Annotated in this window: 18 protein-coding genes; 1 reads left to right on the top strand and 17 read right to left on the bottom strand. The window is 70.2% G+C overall.

Going from position 1 to position 18,367, the window contains the following annotated elements:
- Nucleotides 1-274 precede the first annotated feature (274 nt).
- The 17 genes from GRF61_RS13750 to GRF61_RS13675 form a co-directional block, all read right to left on the bottom strand.
- Complete coding sequence (locus GRF61_RS13750) at nt 275-808, bottom strand: chemotaxis protein CheW (RefSeq protein ID WP_169151213.1); 534 nt, start codon at nt 806-808, stop codon at nt 275-277.
- Between the two features lie 5 nt (nt 809-813).
- On the bottom strand, nt 814-2,397 hold the full coding sequence (locus GRF61_RS13745; RefSeq protein WP_211165955.1) for a methyl-accepting chemotaxis protein: 1,584 nt from the start codon (nt 2,395-2,397) through the stop codon (nt 814-816).
- Entirely contained in the window at nt 2,394-4,655 is a 2,262-nt protein-coding gene (locus tag GRF61_RS13740) for a chemotaxis protein CheA (RefSeq protein WP_169151210.1), read from the bottom strand. Before GRF61_RS13740 ends, GRF61_RS13745 begins: the two co-directional genes overlap by 4 nt.
- Before the next feature lie 33 nt (nt 4,656-4,688).
- Nucleotides 4,689-5,024, bottom strand: coding sequence for an STAS domain-containing protein (locus tag GRF61_RS13735; RefSeq protein WP_169151209.1), 336 nt, complete (start codon nt 5,022-5,024; stop codon nt 4,689-4,691).
- Between the two features lie 48 nt (nt 5,025-5,072).
- Nucleotides 5,073-5,441, bottom strand: a complete 369-nt coding sequence (locus GRF61_RS13730) for a response regulator (protein ID WP_169151208.1) — start codon at nt 5,439-5,441, stop codon at nt 5,073-5,075.
- Between the two features lie 22 nt (nt 5,442-5,463).
- Nucleotides 5,464-6,681, bottom strand: coding sequence for a methyl-accepting chemotaxis protein (locus GRF61_RS25060; RefSeq protein ID WP_211165954.1), 1,218 nt, complete (start codon nt 6,679-6,681; stop codon nt 5,464-5,466).
- A 219-nt stretch (nt 6,682-6,900) separates the two neighbouring features.
- Complete coding sequence (locus GRF61_RS13720; protein ID WP_169151207.1) at nt 6,901-7,542, bottom strand: response regulator transcription factor; 642 nt, start codon at nt 7,540-7,542, stop codon at nt 6,901-6,903.
- Between the two features lie 273 nt (nt 7,543-7,815).
- Complete coding sequence (locus tag GRF61_RS13715; protein WP_169151206.1) at nt 7,816-10,206, bottom strand: MMPL family transporter; 2,391 nt, start codon at nt 10,204-10,206, stop codon at nt 7,816-7,818.
- Nucleotides 10,203-10,772, bottom strand: a complete 570-nt coding sequence (locus GRF61_RS13710) for a LolA-related protein (RefSeq protein WP_169151205.1) — start codon at nt 10,770-10,772, stop codon at nt 10,203-10,205. Before GRF61_RS13710 ends, GRF61_RS13715 begins: the two co-directional genes overlap by 4 nt.
- Nucleotides 10,769-11,698, bottom strand: a complete 930-nt coding sequence (locus GRF61_RS13705) for an acyl-CoA synthetase (RefSeq protein WP_169151204.1) — start codon at nt 11,696-11,698, stop codon at nt 10,769-10,771. Before GRF61_RS13705 ends, GRF61_RS13710 begins: the two co-directional genes overlap by 4 nt.
- A complete protein-coding gene (locus GRF61_RS24590) occupies nt 11,695-12,012 on the bottom strand; it encodes a hypothetical protein (protein ID WP_211165953.1) in 318 nt (105 codons plus the stop codon). The genes GRF61_RS13705 and GRF61_RS24590 overlap by 4 nt, the downstream gene beginning before the upstream one ends.
- Nucleotides 12,009-13,397, bottom strand: coding sequence for an AMP-binding protein (locus tag GRF61_RS13700; RefSeq protein ID WP_211165957.1), 1,389 nt, complete (start codon nt 13,395-13,397; stop codon nt 12,009-12,011). The genes GRF61_RS24590 and GRF61_RS13700 overlap by 4 nt, the downstream gene beginning before the upstream one ends.
- A 16-nt stretch (nt 13,398-13,413) precedes the next feature.
- Nucleotides 13,414-14,085, bottom strand: coding sequence for a hypothetical protein (locus GRF61_RS13695; protein WP_169151203.1), 672 nt, complete (start codon nt 14,083-14,085; stop codon nt 13,414-13,416).
- Nucleotides 14,085-14,369, bottom strand: coding sequence for a phosphopantetheine-binding protein (locus tag GRF61_RS13690; RefSeq protein ID WP_169151202.1), 285 nt, complete (start codon nt 14,367-14,369; stop codon nt 14,085-14,087). The genes GRF61_RS13695 and GRF61_RS13690 overlap by 1 nt, the downstream gene beginning before the upstream one ends.
- A gap of 235 nt (nt 14,370-14,604) precedes the next feature.
- Entirely contained in the window at nt 14,605-16,200 is a 1,596-nt protein-coding gene (locus GRF61_RS13685) for a radical SAM protein (protein WP_169151201.1), read from the bottom strand.
- Between the two features lie 85 nt (nt 16,201-16,285).
- Nucleotides 16,286-17,539 carry a beta-ketoacyl-[acyl-carrier-protein] synthase family protein gene (locus tag GRF61_RS13680; protein ID WP_169151200.1) on the bottom strand — a complete coding sequence of 418 codons (1,254 nt, stop codon included), beginning with the start codon at nt 17,537-17,539 and terminating at the stop codon, nt 16,286-16,288.
- The gene (locus tag GRF61_RS13675; RefSeq protein WP_169151199.1) at nt 17,536-17,763 is read right to left on the bottom strand and encodes an acyl carrier protein; all 228 of its coding nucleotides are present in this window, start codon (nt 17,761-17,763) and stop codon (nt 17,536-17,538) included. The genes GRF61_RS13680 and GRF61_RS13675 overlap by 4 nt, the downstream gene beginning before the upstream one ends.
- 175 nt (nt 17,764-17,938) lie before the next feature.
- On the opposite strand from GRF61_RS13675, the gene GRF61_RS13670 reads away from it, so the two are divergent.
- The gene (locus tag GRF61_RS13670) at nt 17,939-18,331 is read left to right on the top strand and encodes a hypothetical protein (protein WP_169151198.1); all 393 of its coding nucleotides are present in this window, start codon (nt 17,939-17,941) and stop codon (nt 18,329-18,331) included.
- Nucleotides 18,332-18,367 lie beyond the last annotated feature (36 nt).

Raw genomic sequence — 18,367 nt, 5'->3', positions numbered from 1 at the left:
CACAGGTGGCGTGCAGGAGCGGGCCGGGGCGCCAGCGTCGGGGGGAGGGGGCGGCGGAAATCATGTGTGCGCGATTGTAAATCGGCGCCGCCGCCTGCGGCTGATCCACCGCAAAAGGGATGCATCTGCCTCAGCGCTGGCCCACTGGCCGACCGGTTCGAGCCGCCGGCAGCGATGGAAGCGTGCAGGCGGGCGGGGCGCTGCCGGCGGTCTCTCCCGTCCGCCGTGCCGGCGGCATCCGCTTTTCTCCCTTGCCGGCTTGCATCGGGAGCGCTCAGGCGACGCCCGAGTCCTCTTCGCTGGCGAGGGAGCCGACCAGCGCCAACTCGTCGATGGACAGCACCCGGCCGATTTCCAGCAGCACGACGAAGCCCTTGTCCGTCTTGCCCATGCCGGCGATGAAGTCCGGCCGGATGCGGGCGCCGAAGTTGGGGGCGGGCTCGATCAGGTTGGAGGGGATCTCCAGCACCTCGTTGACCGCATCCACCACCGTGCCCAGCACCAGCTCGCCTTCGTCGCTGGGCACCTCCAGGATGATGATGCAGGTGCGGCGGCCGACGTCGAGCGGGGGGCGGCCGAAGCGCACCGCCAGATCCAGCACCGGCACCACTGCGCCGCGCAGATTGATGACGCCGCGCACATAGGGCGGCGTCATCGGCACCGGGGTGAGGTTGCCGAACTCGATGATCTCCTTCACGCCGAGGATGCTGACGCCGAACAGTTCGCCGTCCACCTGGAAGGTGAGGAACTGACGGCGATCGGCGGCGGCGACGGCAGCTGTGCTGGCGGTGGCGGCCTTGGCCGGCAGCTTGCTCACGACCGCCCCCAGGCGTTGCGGTTTTCGAACTGGACGAAGTCTTCCTCGCCGGGCCCGGCGTCGCTGCGGACGGGCGATGGCGCGCTACGGCCGGCGGGAGCGCGAGCGCTCCGGAAGGCAGGGCTGTCGGTTACCCGGAAGAAGCCCATCAGGCTCTGCAACTGGGTGGCCTGGCCGCTCATTTCCTCGGCGGTGGCCGCCAGTTCCTCCGAGGCGGAGGCGTTCTGCTGGGTGGTCTGGTTGAGCTGGTTGATGCCGGAAGCCTGCTCCTGCGAACCGGCGGTGATCTCGGCCACCAGATCGGCGGTGCGGCTGATGGCGGGCACGATGTCGCCCAGCAGCCGGCCGGCCTTCTCCGCCAGCTGCACGCTGCCGCTGGCGACTTCGCTGATTTCCTGCGCCGCTTCCTGGCTGCGCTCCGCCAGCTTGCGCACCTCGGCGGCGACCACCGCGAAGCCCTTGCCGTGTTCGCCGGCGCGGGCGGCTTCGATGGCGGCATTCAACGCCAGCAGATTGGTCTGGTAGGCGATGTCGTCGATGATGCCGATCTTTTCGGCGATGCGCTTCATCGCCCCCACCGTCTCCGCCACCGCCTGGCCGCCCTCGTTGGCCTGGCCGGCGGCCTGCGAGGCCATGCCATTGGTCATCTTGGCGTTCTCGGTATTCTGGGTGACGGAGGCGGTCATCTCCTCGATGCTGGCGGCTTGCTCGGAGGAGGACTGGGACAGGTTCTGGGCAGTGGCGGAAACTTCCTCCGAGGCGCTGGAGAGGTTGTCCGCCGCGCCGCGCACTTCGCCGATGATCTGCCCCAGCTTCTGGATCATCACCGACATGGAGTTCATCAACACGCTTACCTCGTCCTTGCCGGTGCCCTGCAGGCGCACCGTGAGGTCGCCTTCGGCGAGCCGGTTGGAGGCCTCCACCGCCCGCGCCAGCGGCGTGGTGACGCTACGGCTGATGAGGAAACCGAGCAGGATGCCGATCAGCAGCGCGCCGGCGATGGTCAGCAGCATCCACTGCCTGCTCTCGGCGTACACCACGTCGCTGGCGTCGCTGGCGGCCTTGGCATTGGCCTCCTTGGCGCGACTGAGCTCCGTCATCAGGTCGTCGATGCCGTTGGCCTGGGTGCGGACCTGCTCGGCGGCCTGGCGCACTTCGGGGCTGAGCTGGCGCATTTCGGTGGCGGCGGCCAGCTCCATCAGCCGCCGCAGGTCGGCCTGGTAGGTGTCCCAGGTACGGGTGAGGCTGGCGAAGCGCTCCTGGCTCTCCTGCGACACGAAGCGGGTGCGCGCCTTGGCCACTTCTTCCTCGAAAGACTTGCTGTAGCGGCGGACGTCTTCTGCCACCCGTTCGCGTTCCGCCTGGCTGCCTGCCAGCAGATAGCCCTGGCGGGCGCGGCCGATGGAGATCAGGTTTACATTGGCCTCCTTGATGTGGGAGAGGCCGAGCAGCTCGCGCTCGTACAGCGCGGTGGTCAGGTCGCTGAGCTTGCTGGCGTTGTTCAGGCCGATGAAGCCGACTACCGCGCTCAGCGCCGCCACGAGCAGGAAGCCGAGGATGAGCCTGACGCTGATTTTCATTGAGTTGAGCATGCCTGGGCCCCTTGCTGGAGTTGGGCGGCGGTACCGCCGCGGTTGTGGTCGCGGGAGGTGGCGATCTCGGCCAGGGTGGCGACGTCGAGGATGAGGGCGACCTCGCCCGAGCCGAGGATGCTGGAGCCGGACAGGCCGCGCATGCCGCGGAATAGCCGGCCCAGCGGTTTGATGACGGTCTGCAGTTCGCCCTGCAGTTGGTCCACCACCACGCCGACGCGATTGCCCTGGTGGCGGACGACGACGATGTTCTCCCGCCGCGGCGGAGTGCCGCCGAGGGCGAAGAGATCGCGCAGGCGCAGGTAGGGCAGCACCTCGCCGCGCAGGTTCACATACTGGCGGCGGTCGGTGGCGGAGGTGGCGGAGAGGGCGATGCATTCGCGCACGGACTCCAGCGGCAGCACGAAGGGCACGTTCTCCACTCGCACCAGGAAGCCCTCGATGATGGCCAGCGTCAGCGGCAGCCGCAGCCGTATGGTGGTGCCGGCGCCGAGCACGGTGTCTATTTCCACCGTGCCGCGCAACGCGGCGATGGTTTTCTTCACCACGTCCATGCCGACGCCGCGGCCGGAGACGCTGGTGACGGTCTGGGCGGTGGAGAAGCCGGGCTCGAAGATGAGGGCGTACAGCTCGGGGTCGGCGGGGGTCTCGTCCTCGGCGATGAGGCCGCGCTCGCGGGCGCGGGCGAGGATGCGCTCGCGGTCCAGGCCGCGGCCGTCGTCGCCGATCTCGATGACGATGCCGCCGGAGTCGTGATAGGCGTTCAGCCGTACCCGCCCGCGCTCCGGCTTGCCCGCCGCGAGGCGCTGCTCCGGCGGCTCCAGGCCGTGGTCTATGGCATTGCGCACCAGGTGCATGAGCGGATCGCCCAGCTTCTCCACCATGCTCTTGTCCAGCTCGGTCTCGGCGCCGGTGATGTCCAGCGCGATGTCCTTGCCCAGGTCGCGCCCGAGTTCGCGTACCACGCGGTGGAAGCGGTTGAAGGTTTCGCCTATCTCCACCATGCGCAGCTTCAGCGTCACGTCGCGCACCTGCTCCACCAGCCGGTTAACGGTGAGGGCCGCCTCCTGGGCGCGGCGGTCGCGCCGGCCGCGGGCGAGGAGATGGGAGGCGGCGCCAGCGATCACCAGCTCGCCCACCAGGTTGATGAGTTCGTCCAGCTTTTCCGCATGCACCCGCACGAACTGGGATTCGTTGCCCTTGTCCTTGCCCGGGCGGCCCTTGGCCTGGGCCTGGCGGTCCAGTGCCGCCTCGACCACCGGCGGATGAGTCATGCCTTCGGCGATGAGGATTTCGCCCAGCGGCACTTGGGCCTGGCCGGCGAGCTGGCGCTGGTGGGTGAGGCCCAGTTCCAGCTCCTGCCGGGTGAGGGCGTTGGCGGCGACCAGCATCTCGCCCAGCCGGTCCTGGCCTTCGGGCAGGTCCTGGATCAGCGCGATGTAGTCGGCGATGCGGCTGTGGGGCGGCAGCAGCCGCAGTTGGCAGTCGTCGCGGACGAAGTCGAACACCGCTTCGATGGCGTCCTTGTCGCGCTCGGACTCCAGCTCGATCTCGAAGCCGAAGTAGCAGTTAAGCGGATCCATCACCTCCGCTTCCGGCAGGTTGTCCACCAGGGTGGTGATGTGCACGATGCGGCCCACGCTCTCCAGGTAGCGCAGGAAACTGATCGGGTCCATGCCCTCGCGCAACACGCCGGGCGAGAAGCGCAGCGACAGGTGCCAGGTGTCGGCTTCCACCCGCTCCAGTTCCACGTCCTCGTCCGCCACCGGGGCGAGGACGACGGTCGGCGGCTGGGCCGGGGTGGTGGCCTCCGCGTTGGCAACGGTGCCGCCGTCGCTGCCCAGCGCGGCCTGCAGGCGGGCGCCCAGGCTGTCGCTGCGGGCGGCCAGGGCGGGGTCGGCCGCGGCCCCGCCGTCGTCCAGAGCCTCCTTCAGCAGGTCTTCCATCTGGTCGCGGCAATCCATCAGCAGTTCGAGCAGCGCCGGGGTGAGCGGCTGGTGGCCGTCGCGCAGCCGGGAGAGCAGGTTTTCCACCAGGTGGGTGAAGCCCACCACCGCCTCCAGTCCGAACATGCCGCCGGCACCCTTGATGGTGTGGGCGGCGCGGAACAGGGCATGGAGGCGCTCCATGTCCTCGTCTCCCTCGAGCAGGGCACGCAGATGGCTGGCCATGGCCTCCAGCAATTCGCCGCTCTCCTCAGCGAAGGTACGCAGTGCGGCGGCCAGTTCAGGACTGTTATGGGGCATGGCGCGGCATCCGTTCGGTTGGCGGGCGGGGGATCAGGTCCACTGGGGCTGGATGGGCAGCGGGTCGCCGAAGAAGGGCCCGAGGCCGAGGAACTGGATGGCCTCGGCGGCGGTGGCGCTGTGCTGGCTGAGCCTCAGCTCGCGGCCCTCGCGCTCGGCGGTGCGCTTGAGCAGCACCAGGATCTGCATGCCGGCGGTGTCTATCAGGCTGACTTCGGCGAGGTCCAGCTCCAGCACCTGCGCGCGCTGCAACTGCCGGAGCAGCTCCGCCTTGAGGGTTTCGGCGGCATAGATGTCCACATCGCCGGTAAGGGCGACACGCAGCGGGCCTTCGGCGTCGGGTCGATCGGCATCGGTGGGGCGGTTCATTGCGGCGGCTTCCTGTCTGTCTCAGCGGGTGGCAAGGTGCTGCGCGCTTCAGGGCTGGATCAGCTTGGAAACCGCCGCCAGCATCTGCGCGGGCTGGAAGGGCTTCACCACCCAGGCTTTGGCGCCGGCTTCCTTGCCCTGGCGCATCTTGTCCGCCTCGGACTCGGTGGTGAGCATGATCACCGGGGTGAACTGGTAGCCGCTCTTCTGCTTGAGCTGCTTGACGAAGCCGATGCCGTCGAGATTGGGCATGTTCACGTCGCTGATCACGAGGTTGATCTTGCGGCCGTCCAGTTTCTTAAGCGCGTCCATGCCGTCTACCGCTTCGACGACTTCGTAGCCGGCGCCGGTGAGGGCGATCTTGACGACCTGCCGGATGGAGGCGGAGTCGTCGACGATGAGGATGGTCTTGGCCATGGGGAGCGTCCGTCAGGTTCGGTCAGAAGAAGGTGATGTCCGTGGGTGCCGACTTGGCGGCTGGGCCCTGGCCGCCGCGGTGGGCGGCATGCTGTTCGGCGGTGGAGTAGGTGCTGGCGAGGGCGTCCATCCACGCCCGCAGGTCGAAGGCCGGCGAGCTGCCGTCGCTGGCGTGGCGGCTCAGCATGTCTTCCAGCTTGGCGATGTCCTGCAGCACATGGGTGAGGATCTGGCCGACGCGGTCCTGGAACTGGAGCTGGACGATGACGCCGGCCAGTTCATCGCCAATGCCGCTGTTTTCCTCGCGCAGGATGGTGGCCGAGCGGGCGAGGGCGTCGCCGGCGCCGTGGAACTCGGACAGCACTTCGCCGACGCCGGTCTCCGCCGCCGCCACGCCGGCCTGGTCGGCCTCGGCGTAAGTGTGGGCTTGCGACAGTGTCTGTGAGATGGTCTGGCTGACGCCGTCCACCGTCTCGCGGATGCGTTGGCCGGTCTGGCCCGACTGGGTGGAGAGCTTGCGCACCTCGTCCGCCACCACCGCGAAGCCACGCCCGGCTTCACCGGCGCGGGCGGCTTCGATGGAGGCATTGAGCGCCAGCAGATTGGTGCGGGCAGCGATCTCGCCGACTTCGGCCGCCATGGTCTGGAGCGCATCGGTGAGTTCGGACAGCCGCCCCATGTCCTCCAGCACCTTGTGGCGGCTTTCCACCGAGCTGCGCAGGGCGCTGAGCACGCCGTTGAGCCGGTCGCGGCTGCGCTCCAGGGTGGCCATCAGGCCCTCCCCGCCGCTGGCTTCGCCGGCAGCCTGGCTGGAGGCTTCCATTGCCTTGCCGACGCGCTGGGTCAGGCCCTGGAAGCGGCCGGCGAGGTCGGTGACCGCGTCCTCGGTCTGCGCGCGCACCATCTCCAGGTGGCGGGACCACAGCGGCAGCACCTTCTTGCACAACTCGTCGAGGCCGACGGTCGCGGCCTCGGCGGGCTGTGAGCCCGGGAGGCTGGCTGCCGGTTCAGGGGGCGCGTACGGCTGGAGTGTGGCGGCCTGCGGGGCCGCAGTCCGGTCCAATGCGATGGCGATGAGGACGCCCAGCGCCACGGCGCCGCCCGCCAGCGCCAGCGAGCCATCGCCGTACAGGTGAACGCCAGCGAACAGCAGCGCGAGCAGCGGTGGCGCGAATCGGCACAGCGCCAGGTGCAAGGCGCCGGGCCCGGCCTGCGAGGGTGGGGATGCCGGGTTCAGCATGACGAAACCTTCCGGGGTCCGGCGTAAGAATCAGGGCATGGGGTGCTCATGACATCCGGCTCGACACAAAGGTGCTATCGATTGGCCTGATGCTAGTTGGGACTACCGGCTCCGGGCAGTGGCGGGTGGCTGAATTTGACGTCGGCGCAGTTCCCGCTGGTGCCGGAGGCGGCGGAAAGGAGCAGGTAAGGAAACCTGACCCCCCTTTTATCCGCAGGCTTAGTTCACCAGGCCGCGCTTGAGGGCGTAGCGCACCAGGTCGGCATTGCTGCTGAGGCCCAGCTTCTGCATCACCCGCGCCTTATGGGTGCTCACGGTCTTGGAGGAGACCTTGAGCTCGCCGGCGATGTCGTTGAGCGCGGCCCCGCCGGCGACGCGCAGGAAGATCTCGTACTCCTTGTCCGACAACAGCTCGTGCGGCTGGCGCTCTTCGGACAGCAGCGCCTCGAACACCAGCCGGCCGGCCAGTTCCGGGTCCAGGTAGTGCTCGCCTGCGGCCACTTTGCGCGCGGCCAGCAGCAGTTCGGCCGGCTTGCAGTCCTTGCTCAGGTAGCCGGCGGCGCCGGCCCGCAGCGCACGGGCGGCGGTCTGGCTCTCGTTGTTGAGGCTGAAGGCGAGGATGCGCACCGGCGGAAACTCCGCGCGGATGCGCTTGAGCAGATCCACGCCGTGGGGGCCGGGCAGGCTGAGGTCCATCAGCAGCAGGCGCGGGCGGGTGCTGCGCAGCCGTTCCAGTGTCTCCCAGCCGTCGCGGGCTTCGCCCACCAGTTCGAAGTCCGGCGCCGGTGCAAGGATGTGGCGTATGCCTTCAAGAACGAGTTCGTGGTCGTCTGCGATGAGGGTAGGGACGGTATTGCCCATGCCGCGATGTCTCCTCTGATGGGGGAGTCGGCGGGCTGACGCCGGCTGGCCTGGCCGCCCGCTCGAACTCTCTGTGCGCTCGCTGGGAATGGTTCCGGGCGATGCCTGCCGGAAACGCCTTCGGCATGACAGGTCAAACCGCCTGGAATATGTGTCCTATCTGTTTAGACCATGCCAGGCGGCTTGTCAGGTTTTCCTGACTGGTTGTAGGCGTAGGAGTGCAGCAGCGGAAAAAGACGAAATGGAGACCGGGGAGCCGGAATCTGCCGGGCCTCAAGCCGGCTGCTCGCCCACGCGCCGCGCCGGCGACAACATAGCGCAGAAAGCAAGTGACAGCAGCGCGCCGGGGCCGACGGTGATGCCGATGGCGTGGAGCACCGGCACCTGGGAAATGGCGAGCAGGCCGAAGCCGCTGACGGTGGTCAGGGTGGCGAACAACAGCGAGGCCAGGGTGCGGGGGTCGGGCAGGCCGTCTTCGGCGGCGAAGAACAGGGTGTAGTTGGAGCCGACGGCGACGATCAGCAGCATGCCCACCAGATGCAGCAGGATGAGCTGCTCGCCGGCCAGCGCCAGCCCGGCGCACACCACCAGCACCGCCGCCACCAGCGGTGCGCAGGCACGCCACACCTGCCGCGGGCTGCGCTGGAACAGCAGCAGGATGAGCACGACCGCGGCGGCGCCGCCGAGCGAGAGCTTGATCGCTTCGTCCAGGTAGCCGGCGTATAGCGCGTCGGATTCGTGCTTGAGGTCGAGGAACAGCGGCTCGCCGGCCTGGGCCAGTTCGGCCTGGGCCATCCCGGCCTGGGCCAGCGCGGTGCGCACCTTGGCGGCATCTACCACATGGCCGTTGGCGGCCGGCGCGCGCAGCGGCAGCAGGGCGCGGGCGCCGTGCCCGGTGCTGAGGAGCATGGCATCCACCGCCATGGACAGGGAGGTGCCCTCCATGCCGGCGCGAGTCAGCGGCGGACGGTTGCGGGCGGCTTCGGCTTCGTCGAGGAAGGGGGTGAGACGGCTGGCGGACAGTGGCAGGCCGGTGGCTGCAACGTTCAGGCGGCGTTCCAGTTCGGTGCGGTCTGGTATGGCAGCCAGCCGTGCCTGCTGGGTGGCGAGGCTGGGCAGGTAGCGCGCCGGGCTGTCCCAGCCGTCCAGCACGCCTTGCTCGCGCAGGGCGTCCAGCGTGGGGGCGAGCCGTTCGGCGGCGCGCAGGGCGGCGTCGGCGTCGGCGCCGTTCACCACGACGAGGTAGCGGCTGTCCGGCGCGCCCATCTCGGCGCGCAGGCGCAGGTCCAGTTCCAGCGCGGCGGCGGGTACCGGGCTGAGGGCGAGCAGCTCGCTGTTCCACAGGTTGTCGCGCTTCACCACCAGCACCGCTAACGCGGCGATCGTTAGCACCGGCACCAGCCAGCGCAGCCGGGTGGAGGCGGCGGCCAGCGCGGCCAGGCGACGGCCCAGCGGGGTGACGTCGCGCAGGCGGAAGCTCTCCGGCAGCAGCGCCGGCAGCAGGTAGCGGGTGGTGAGGGCGGCGACGGTGATGCCGGCCACCGAGTACACGCCGAGCTGGGCCAGGCCGGGGAAGCCGGAGAGGAACAGGGCGACGAAGCCGGCGATGGAGGTGAGCAGCCCCAGCCGTATGGTGGGCCAGAACTGGCGGATCTCGCGGCCGCTGCCGCCTTGCACGAAGAGGTAGATGGCGTAGTCCACCGCCTCGCCGATCAGGGTGGTGCCGAAGCCCAGGGTGAGGCCATGCACTGTGCCGAAGCCGAGGCCGACGGCGGCGATGCCCGCCAGCGCGCCGGTGATCATCGGCAGCAGGCTGAGCAGGAGCACCGTCGGCGAGCGATAGACCAGCAGCAGCAGGGTGACGACCAGCACCGTGCCCAGGGTGGCGATGCGGCTGACTTCGGATTTGATGGTGTCGCGGGACTCCACCGAGAACACACCGGGGCCGGTCATTTCCAGCTTGAGCGCGCCACCCGCGATGGGGGACTGCGGCGCCCGCGCGGCGTCGAAGGCGGCGCGTACCGCGGCCATGGCGGCTTCCTGGGCGTCGATGTCGGCGCCGGAGGCGCGGGTGAGCAGCACCAGCAGCGCGGTGTCGCCGTCGCGCGAGGTCCACACGCCGTGCTCGTCGCGCTGCGGCTGGCCGCCGCTGGCCAGGCCTTGCAGCAGACCCATCATCTCGCCGGTGGGGTCGCGGGTGACCAGCGGCTTGGCCAGCAGGCCGGCGGGGGAGGCGAGGAAATCCAGGGTGTCCTGCAGTGCGGTGCGCAGGCCGGCTTCGCTGAAATGCGCCGGCGTCATCCGTGGGCTGAGGGCATAGCGGTTGTCGAACAGCCAGCGCTGGTCGGCTTGCAGGTGGGTGGTCTCGCCGTTGTTCACCGAGGCGAAGCGGGTGTCGGCGCGCAGGCTGGCGGCGAGGCGGCGGGAGGTTTCGGCACGTGCTTGCGCGTCGCCGCCTTCCACGCCGACGAGGATGAGGCGGGAGACCATGCCCTCGCGCAGCTGCTCCACCAGCAGGCGCTGCTCGGGGGTGGGCTCGCGCGGCAGGAACACCGACATGTCGGCGGTGAAGTGGCTGCGGGCGACGATGGCGGCGAGCACCGCCACCAGAGCGATCCAGACGGCAAGGGCGAGCCGCGCCCGCGGACGGCGCAGCCAGCTCATCGCTGCGGCTTGCCGATGCGCATCACCGAGCGGTCGCCGTCGGCCTGGAAGATCTCCACTTCGCGCACTTCGCCACCGTTGCCGGCGAGGCGGATGCGGCTCACCAGCCTGGCCACCGCCGGATCGGCGGGCAGCAGGTCCAGCGCCCAGCGCTCGGCGTTGCCGGAGAGCTTGAGTGCGTAGGTCTTTTCCAGCGCGGCGCGGTCGCCGGCCAGGGTGGCGCGGATACTGTCGATCAGCGCCGCCGCTTCCGGGTAGTCGCGCAGGCGCACCGTGTGGGCCTGGCCCTCGCGGCTGAGTTTCAGGGTGTCGCCGTCCAGCACCATGGTTTCCGGCCGGGGCTTCACCGTGTGGCGCTCGAGCCGGGCGGGCGCGACGTAGACCAGCTCGCCGCTGGACTCGATGGGCGCGTCCAGCAGCGCCATGTAGCGGGTCTCGACGAAGCTGACGCGGCCGCCGCGGTTGTCCGCCAGCGTGGCCATCAGCTGTTCCAGCCCCCAGCCGGCGGCGGGCGCGGGGGAGGCGGCGAGGAGCAGGGCGAGGGTGGCGAGCAGGCGTCGGATCATGGCGCGGGCGGGGCGGCGTCGCCCCAGAAATCGAAGAAGTTGAACCAGTTGGCGGGGGCTTCGCGGCAGCAGCTTTCCAGCGCCTGGGCGTAGCGCAGCATGGCCTCGTCGATGGCGGCTTCGCGCGCCGGGCGCTCCACCGTGGAGAAGTCGGCTACCGGCAGGAAGCGCACGGTGTAGCGCTTGCCGCCGTGGTAGATGCCGGCCATGAAGACGACGCGCGCGCCCAGCATGGCCGCCATGCGGAAGGGGCCCACCGGCAGCGCCGCCGGCGTGCCGAGCAAGGGCACCGGGCGGCGCGGGCCGTCGTCCAGGCTGCGGTCGGCGAGCACGCCGACCAGGGCGCCGTCGGCCAGGCGGTCCTTGATCCTGAGCATCGCGTCCAAGGTGCCGAGCGGGATCACTTCCGGCTGAGCGGTCGGGTTGAGGGCGGCCAGCATGGTGTTGATCTTGCGCGCGTTGTTCTCGTACATGGCGAGGGCGATCTGCAGCCCGGGCTGGTCCCGGCCCAGCGCGCGTATGGCTTCGAAGCTGCCGAAGTGGGCGCCGAACAGCAGCGCGCCGCCGCCGTGGTGGCGGATGTCGGTGATCAGCGCTTCGCCTTCGACGTGGATGTCGAGCTCGCCGAAACGCTCGGTGAGCAGATAGACGCGGTCGTGGATGGTGGCGGCGAAGCTGAAGATATGGCGGTAGATGTCGCCCAGCCGCGCCGGCCGGCCCAGCGCGCGGCCGAGGTAGAGCCGCGAGGCGGCGCGGGCCTTGGGCGCGAACAGCAGGAAGTAGCCGGTGATGAGGTGCAGCACCAGCCGGCCGGCGGGGCGGCCGAGCTTGAGCGATATCCAGCTCATCAGCCGCAGCATGGCCATGTTGCTGCGCTCCGGGCGCTGCGCCCAGTCGGCCGCCGCCGGGCTGGGACTGGCCTTCATCGCGGCTGCGGCGCCGGCCGCGGGGTGAGGGTGCCGCTGGCGACCGCGGTGCCGGCATGCTCCACGGTGAAGGCGATGGCGCCGCTGGCCGAGGGCGGCTGCCAGCGCAGGCTCAGCGGCGTGCCGGGATGCACCGGGGCGAGGAACTTGGCGCTGCCCAGCGTCCAGCAGCTGCCGCCGAGGCCCAGGGCGGCTTCCAGCGTGCGGGCGGCTTCGTCCAGCAGCACCACGCCGGGCACGATGGGGCGGCCCGGGAAATGGCCGGCGAAGGCGGGATGGTCTGCGGCGATGTGCAGCGCGACTTGTTCGCTCATGGGCGGTCCTGCCGGCGCGCGGCCTGGTGTTGGGCGCGGTGCCGGGCGAGCAGCGCCTCGGCGGTGGCGCGCGGCAGCTTGCCGGTGGCGTTGCGCGGCAGGCTGTCGAGGAAGAGCAGCGGCCGCGGCAGGAACACCGGATCGACGCGCCGGCGCAATTCGGCCAGCACCGTCGCAGCGTCCAGGCCGGGGGCGACGACGAAAGCGGCCAGCCGCAGCACCCGGGCCTGGGCGTCCTGCTCGGCCTGGGCGTCCGGCAGGTGGAAGGCGCCGTCGCGCACGCCGGGCAGGGCGAGCAGCTGCTGGTTGAGCCAGCCGAGCGAAGTGCGCTTGCCGGCGATATTCACCAGGTCGGCGTTGCGGCCCTTGAGCAGGAAGCGGCCGTCTTCGCACAGCTCGATGACGTCGGACAGCGGCACCGCCACCTCGATGTGGCCTTCGCTGGCCCAGGTGGCGTCGTCGCGGTTGTCCAGGCGGATGCCGGGGAACAGCGTCCATGCGTCCTGGCTGGCGCTGCGGCGGGTGGCGATCTGGCCTGTTTCGGTGCTGCCGTAGATTTCCAGCAGCGGTGCGTCGAAGGCGGCTTCGGCGCGGCGGGCAAGTTCCACCGGCAGCGGCGCGGTGGCGGACACCAGCAGGGCGGCCGGCGGCAGGCCGATGCCTTCGTCCAGCAGGGTGCGCAGGTGGAAGGGCGTGGTGATGAGCATGGCCGGCGCCGGCGCGCGTTCCAGCGCGGCGACGATGTCGGCCGGGTAGAAGGGGCGGCCGGCGTCGAAGGCGGCGCCGTTCTGCAGCGCCACCAGCACGGTGGATTCGAAGCCGTACATATGCTGCGGCGGCACGGTGCCGATCAGCGTGGGCGGCTGCGCCGGATCGAAGCCCAGCGCCTCGCCCTCGGCCCGCACATTGGTCACCAGCAGCCCCCAGGTCTTGCGGTGGGGCACCGGCGCGCCAGTGGAGCCGGAGGTGAATACCCAGGCGACCAGTTGCTCGGCTGCGATCAGCGGAATCTCGCAGTCGTCGCCTGCCTGGGGGTCGGGAGCGTCGTCTTCCAGCAAGGCCGGGAAGGGCATGGCCGGCAGCGGCAGCTCGGTGTGCTCGCCATCGGTGAGCACGGTGGTGTCCGGCGCGAAGGCGGCGAGGTGGCGCAGGGTTTCCGGCGTGTAGGTGGAAGGCAGCAGGCTGATGCGCCCGGCCACCATGCCGGCGGCGAAGCCGACGGCGAAGCGGTAGCGGTCGGTGCAGGCGTTGAGGATGTGGCCGCCGGCGGGGAGCCGGGCGGCCACGTGGCGCACGTCGGCGACGAAGCGGCGCACGCTCACCGGGCGGCCGTTGCGCCAGGCAACGACGGCGTCCGGATGGGAGTGGGAAACCAGGGGCAGCATGCTCACGGGCGGGAACTCAGGCGGCGGGCGGCGGCGTGGCGCCGCCGGAGGCGCGGCGCGAGGCAATGCAGGCGCGCACCGAGTCCACCAGGCCGGTGCGCACCGAGGAGGGCAGCAGCAGCACGCGGGCGAGGAATTCGGCGGCAAACATCAGCGCGACCAGCGGCGGCGTCAGCAGGTTGATCAACACCGACCACGCATGCAGCGGGCCGAAGAAGAACAGGCTGGTGGAGGCGGTGGCCATGGCGGCGAAGAACAGCGTCCACGCCAGGGTGGCGCCGCGGGTATAGCGCGCCAGCGCCGGGTGCATGGCGTCGCCGTGCACCAGGCGGGCGAAGCGGGTGATGGTGGCTTCGCCGTCGCCCGCCAGGCTGCGGCCGAAGCCGAGGGCGAGCAGGCTGAAGACGCCGGCGTGCTGGACGAAATACACCCATTCAAAACGGGCCTCCACCAGCGTCCACGACTGCCACAGGCCGACGGCGACCGCGGCCCACAGGGCCAGCGCCGCGCCACGGTTGCGGCTCTTCCACGCCATGGCGAGGGCGATGCCCATGTAGGGCACGACCGCGACCAGCGCGCCCAGCGTGCTGGGGCGATCCGGTGCGGTGGTGACGTGGGCCAGCCAGAGGTAGCCGGCGAAGGCTGCGCCGGCGAGGATGCCGCGGCCCAGGCGCAGCGCGCGCGCCATCACTGGGTCCTGTGGGCGGCGATGTAGTCGGCCAGGCTTTGCAGCGAGGAGAAGATGCGCAGATTGTCCTCGTTGTCGGCGCGCAGCGAGAAGCCGTAGCGCTTGGAGACGACGAGGGCGACTTCGAGGATGTCGATGGAGTCCAGCCCCAGGCCTTCACCGTAAAGCGGAGCGGCGGGATCGATGTCGCTGGGGCGGATTTCGAGATTGAGCGCGGAGACGGTCATCTCTGCGACTTCGGCAAGCAAGGTGGCGTCGGCAGTGGCGGAAACGTTCTGGGTCATGTTGCGTGCGAGAGGGCCGGACAGGCGCGGCGGCCGTCTGGTTCCGTCAATACTTTAGGGAGAGGCGGATGTTAACTTCCGCCAAGGGTTTTCGGGGAAATTTCGCGGTGTACCGCCTGTTTCGTCACGTTTCGCCCCGATATGACGATGTTGCGCCCGCCCGCCGGTGATAGGCGGCAGCACGGCCGGCGGACGTCGCCGGGCGGCGCAGGTCGGCTTACGTTTTCTTGCGCGTTCAGGCTGCCTGCGGGCGGGGTTGCTCGACGCGGCGGGAGATCTTCACCGGGGACATCGCCGCCCTGGCGTCGGCCTGCAGTTCCGGGCTGAGGAAGGGCGACAGGCCGCGCGGCTGGCGGGGGTGGGGGGCGAACGCCTGCGCGGCGGCTTCCAGCTGCGCCTTGTTGGCGCTGAAGTAGCGTGCCGCCTGCACGATCTGCGGCAGGTGGCGCAGCACATGCCACAGGCTCCAGCGGTGCTGCCACAGGCGTTTGGCGAAGCGGCGGCGGTAGGGCTTGCTGTCGTAGAAGCGGCGCACGTGCCAGTTGTAGAGGGCGTCCATCTCGGCGCGGGAATCGAAGCCCTTGGGCTTGAAGACGAAGTTGAGGCAGTTCATCAGCCGCCAGTCCTCGTCGAACTCGCCTTCGTGGCCAGAGACGCATTCGTCCCAGATGGGGGCGCCGTACATCGGGCTGAACTTGGTCATGTTCATCTCGTCCAGGTCCAGCGACAGGATGAAGTCGCTGGTGGCCTTGAGCGTTTCCGGGGTCTCGCCCGGCAGGCCGAAGATGAACAGGCCCTTGGCGCGCAGGCCGGCGGCGTGGATCTGCTCCACCGTCTTCCTTACCGCTTCCAGCGTCACCCCGGCCTTGTGTCGCTCCATCATGCCGGGGTCGGCGGATTCGATGCCCATGGACACCATCAACGCGCCGGCACGCTTGAGCAGCGCCAGCATTTCGTCCGAGGTGTGGCCGGTGCGGATGGCGCAGTTGAAATCCACCCCCAGCGGCTTGGCGATGAGCAGCTCGCACAGCTCGTGGATGCGCTTCTTGTGGGCGGTGAAGAGGTCGTCGTAGATGTTGATGTGATGCACGCCGAAGTCGTCGCGCAGGTGCTGCATGTGCGCGTGCACGTATTCGGCGGAGTTGTACTTGTACAGGCGCTCGTACACCGTGCGGTCGCAGAAGGAACAGGTGTAGGGGCAGCCGCGCGAGGTGATCATGGTGGCGCCCCAGCGCTTCTCGTAGGAGAACAGCGGCAGGTGGTAGCCCTGCGGGAAGCCGGCCAGCTTGTGGTAGGCGGGGAAGGGTAGCTCGTCCAGATCCAGGATGCGGGTGCGGCGCGGGTTGATCACCGGCCTGCCGCCGCCGTCGCGGTAGATGATGTTGGCGATCTCCGCCTCGGCCATCCCGTCGGCGATGTCCAGCATGGCGCCTTCGCCCTCGCCGATGCAGAGATAGTCGATCTCCGGGAAGTGCGTCAGCAGCGGCGCACCGATGGAGGAAGCGTGCACATTGCCGAAGAAGGTCTTCACATGCGGCCGCTTGCGCTTGATGTAGGCGGCCATGTCCACCGCGTCCATGAAGCCGGAGGTGGTGGCGGAGAAACCGACCAGCTCCGGGTCGGTCGCCAGTACCTGCTCGGCGTTGGCCTCCAGCGAGGGCGGCGCATAAGGGCCCAGGCAGTCGTGCACCGCGGTCGGGTGGCCGTGCTGCTCCAGCCAGGCGGCCAGCTGCAGGATGCCGATGGGCGCCATGCGGTTGGCGAGCACCGAGAAGTCGGGCTGGCCGGGCACGAAATTGAAACCGGCTGGGTGGACGAGGGTGACGCGCATGGCCGTCTCCGGCGGGGACAAGCCGCCATTCTCGCCGATTACCTTTGCAGCGATAAGGTTTTCCCGCCCGGCGCGAGGCGCGGGCTCAGGCAGCGTCGGCGGCTTTCAGGATCAGCGCGGCGTTGCTGCCGCCGAAGGCGAAGGCGTTGGAGAGGACGTGGCGCAGCGGCATGGCCTGCCCCTGCTGCAGGTGGGTCACGCCCTGGCACTCCACCGCGACCTGGGCCAGGTGAGCGGTGGGCGGACAGTGGCCGCGGCGCAGCGCGAGCACCGCGATCAAGGCCTCCAGCGCGCCGGTGGCGCCGAGCTGATGGCCGTGCATGGACTTGGTGGCGCTCACCGGCAGGCGGGCCGCGCGCTCGCCGAAGACCTGGCGCAGGGCCTGGATCTCCACCGGATCGCCTTCCGGCGTGGCGGTGCCGTGGGCGTTCACATAGTCGATATCGGCCGGCGTCAGCCCGGCGTCGGCCAGCGCGGCCTGGATGGCGCGGGCCTGGCCGACGGCATCCGGCCGCACCAGGTGGCTGGCGTCGCAGCTGCTGCCGTAGCCGGCGAGCTCGGCCAGGATGCGGGCGCCGCGGGCCCGGGCGTGTTCGTAGTCCTCCAGCACCAGCGCGGCGCCGCCTTCGCCCAGCACCAGGCCGGCGCGGTCGGCGCTGAAAGGGCGGCAGGCGCGGTGGGCGCTGTGCTCGTCGCCGGGGGCGAGTACCCGCATCGCCTCCCAGGCGCGCAGGATGCCGTAGGACAGCGGCGCTTCCGAGCCGCCGGCCACCACCACGTCCGCCTCGCCGCAGCGGATGCGGCGGGCGCCCTCGCCGATGGCGGTGGCGGAGGAGGCGCAGGCGATGGAGTAGGTGAGACAGGCGCCGCCCAGCCGGAGCTGGATGCCGATGTGGGAGGCCGCCGCGTTCACCATGCCCAGCACCACCGACAGCGGCGATACCCGCTGGCGGCCGGCGATGAAGAGTTCGCGGTAGCCGCGCTCGAAGGTCAGCGTGCCGCCCAGCGCCGTGCCCCAGGACACGCCGTAGCGCGGATCGGCCTCCGCTTCGGCGCGCTCGCCCAGGCCGGCGTCGCGCCAGGCGTCCAGCGCGGCGGCGACGCCGAGCTGGCAGTAGCGGTCCATGGTCATCGCCAGCGGCCGGCCCAGCGTGGCTTCGGCGTCGAAATCGGCGCAGCGCACCGAGGGCAGGGCGAGCCGGGTAGGCGCGTCCGGCGGCGCGTAGAGGGCGACAGCGGAGTCGCCGGCGAGCAGGTGATCGAACAGCGCGTCCGGATCGCGGCCCCACGGCCCCTGCAGGCCGAGGCCGGTGACGACGACGCGGCGCAGCGTCCTCATCCGCGCAGGCGGGTGAGGATGGCGTTCAGCTCGCCCACGGTGCGCGGGGTAGGCAGATCGCGCGGCAGCGGCGTGCCGGTCTTGTCCTCGAAGTCGAACAGCAGCTCCAGGAGCATGAAGGAGTCGATGCCCAGGCTGCGGAAGTCGGTTTCCGGGGTGACCCGTTCGGGCTCGATGCCGAGTCTGTCGCGGGCGAACTCGCGCACTAGCGTTAGGGTTTCCATGGCTGCATTGTCCGGAAGGTTGCGCTGGGCCGCCTTGATGAGAGTCAGTGCGGGCGGGCCCGCGGCCGGCGCGGGATTATAGCGGCGGCTTGCGGAACTTCCACGCATTGTAGGGTAGCGAGAACCGGCCGCGATGCGCGGCTGTCGACGCCCTTCCTTCCCCTTGGAGATCGTGATGCCTCTTCCGCTGGACAGCGAACGCGAGATTGCCGCCCGCCTGGTGGTGCTGACCCTGATTGCCGACGGCGAACTCGCCAGCCGCGAGGTGGAGGCGCTGGAGCGCCATCACATCGCCGAACTGCTGGGGGTGCCCGGCGATGTGCTGGTGGGCGCGGTGGCGGCACATTGCCAGGGGCTGCTGGCGCGGGATGGCAGCCCGCTGCGGGTGCTGGACCTGGAACAGACCGAGCGCCTGCTCGACAGCGTGCGCGATCCGGCGCTGCGCATCACCACCTGCCGGGCGATGCTGGTGCTGTCCAAGGCGGATGGCCGCATCACCCTGCCGGAGCAGACGCTGCTGCGGCACGCGCTGACGCGCTGGGGGCTGACGCTGGAGGACGTGTCCTGAGGGTGGGGTTTTCAAGGTCGCGCCCGGTGAGATCAA

Origin of the sequence: Azoarcus sp. TTM-91, from assembly GCF_012911025.1 — a bacterium.
In the GTDB taxonomy this organism is placed as follows: domain Bacteria; phylum Pseudomonadota; class Gammaproteobacteria; order Burkholderiales; family Rhodocyclaceae; genus Azoarcus.
Note: the sequence above shows the minus strand (reverse complement) of the source record. Positions and strands in the feature narration are given on the sequence as shown.

What these genes read in the sequence shown, in the direction of transcription:
- GRF61_RS13745 (WP_211165955.1), bottom strand. Translation starts at nt 2,397, where the DNA reads ATGAAAATCAGCGTCAGGCTCATCCTCGGCTTCCTGCTCGTGGCGGCG.
- GRF61_RS13740 (WP_169151210.1), bottom strand. Translation starts at nt 4,655, where the DNA reads ATGCCCCATAACAGTCCTGAACTGGCCGCCGCACTGCGTACCTTCGCT.
- GRF61_RS13735 (WP_169151209.1), bottom strand. Translation starts at nt 5,024, where the DNA reads ATGAACCGCCCCACCGATGCCGATCGACCCGACGCCGAAGGCCCGCTG.
- GRF61_RS13730 (WP_169151208.1), bottom strand. Translation starts at nt 5,441, where the DNA reads ATGGCCAAGACCATCCTCATCGTCGACGACTCCGCCTCCATCCGGCAG.
- GRF61_RS25060 (WP_211165954.1), bottom strand. Translation starts at nt 6,681, where the DNA reads ATGCTGAACCCGGCATCCCCACCCTCGCAGGCCGGGCCCGGCGCCTTG.
- GRF61_RS13720 (WP_169151207.1), bottom strand. Translation starts at nt 7,542, where the DNA reads ATGGGCAATACCGTCCCTACCCTCATCGCAGACGACCACGAACTCGTT.
- GRF61_RS13715 (WP_169151206.1), bottom strand. Translation starts at nt 10,206, where the DNA reads ATGAGCTGGCTGCGCCGTCCGCGGGCGCGGCTCGCCCTTGCCGTCTGG.
- GRF61_RS13710 (WP_169151205.1), bottom strand. Translation starts at nt 10,772, where the DNA reads ATGATCCGACGCCTGCTCGCCACCCTCGCCCTGCTCCTCGCCGCCTCC.
- GRF61_RS13705 (WP_169151204.1), bottom strand. Translation starts at nt 11,698, where the DNA reads ATGAAGGCCAGTCCCAGCCCGGCGGCGGCCGACTGGGCGCAGCGCCCG.
- GRF61_RS24590 (WP_211165953.1), bottom strand. Translation starts at nt 12,012, where the DNA reads ATGAGCGAACAAGTCGCGCTGCACATCGCCGCAGACCATCCCGCCTTC.
- GRF61_RS13700 (WP_211165957.1), bottom strand. Translation starts at nt 13,397, where the DNA reads ATGCTGCCCCTGGTTTCCCACTCCCATCCGGACGCCGTCGTTGCCTGG.
- GRF61_RS13695 (WP_169151203.1), bottom strand. Translation starts at nt 14,085, where the DNA reads ATGGCGCGCGCGCTGCGCCTGGGCCGCGGCATCCTCGCCGGCGCAGCC.
- GRF61_RS13690 (WP_169151202.1), bottom strand. Translation starts at nt 14,369, where the DNA reads ATGACCCAGAACGTTTCCGCCACTGCCGACGCCACCTTGCTTGCCGAA.
- GRF61_RS13685 (WP_169151201.1), bottom strand. Translation starts at nt 16,200, where the DNA reads ATGCGCGTCACCCTCGTCCACCCAGCCGGTTTCAATTTCGTGCCCGGC.
- GRF61_RS13680 (WP_169151200.1), bottom strand. Translation starts at nt 17,539, where the DNA reads ATGAGGACGCTGCGCCGCGTCGTCGTCACCGGCCTCGGCCTGCAGGGG.
- GRF61_RS13675 (WP_169151199.1), bottom strand. Translation starts at nt 17,763, where the DNA reads ATGGAAACCCTAACGCTAGTGCGCGAGTTCGCCCGCGACAGACTCGGC.
- GRF61_RS13670 (WP_169151198.1), top strand. Translation starts at nt 17,939, where the DNA reads ATGCCTCTTCCGCTGGACAGCGAACGCGAGATTGCCGCCCGCCTGGTG.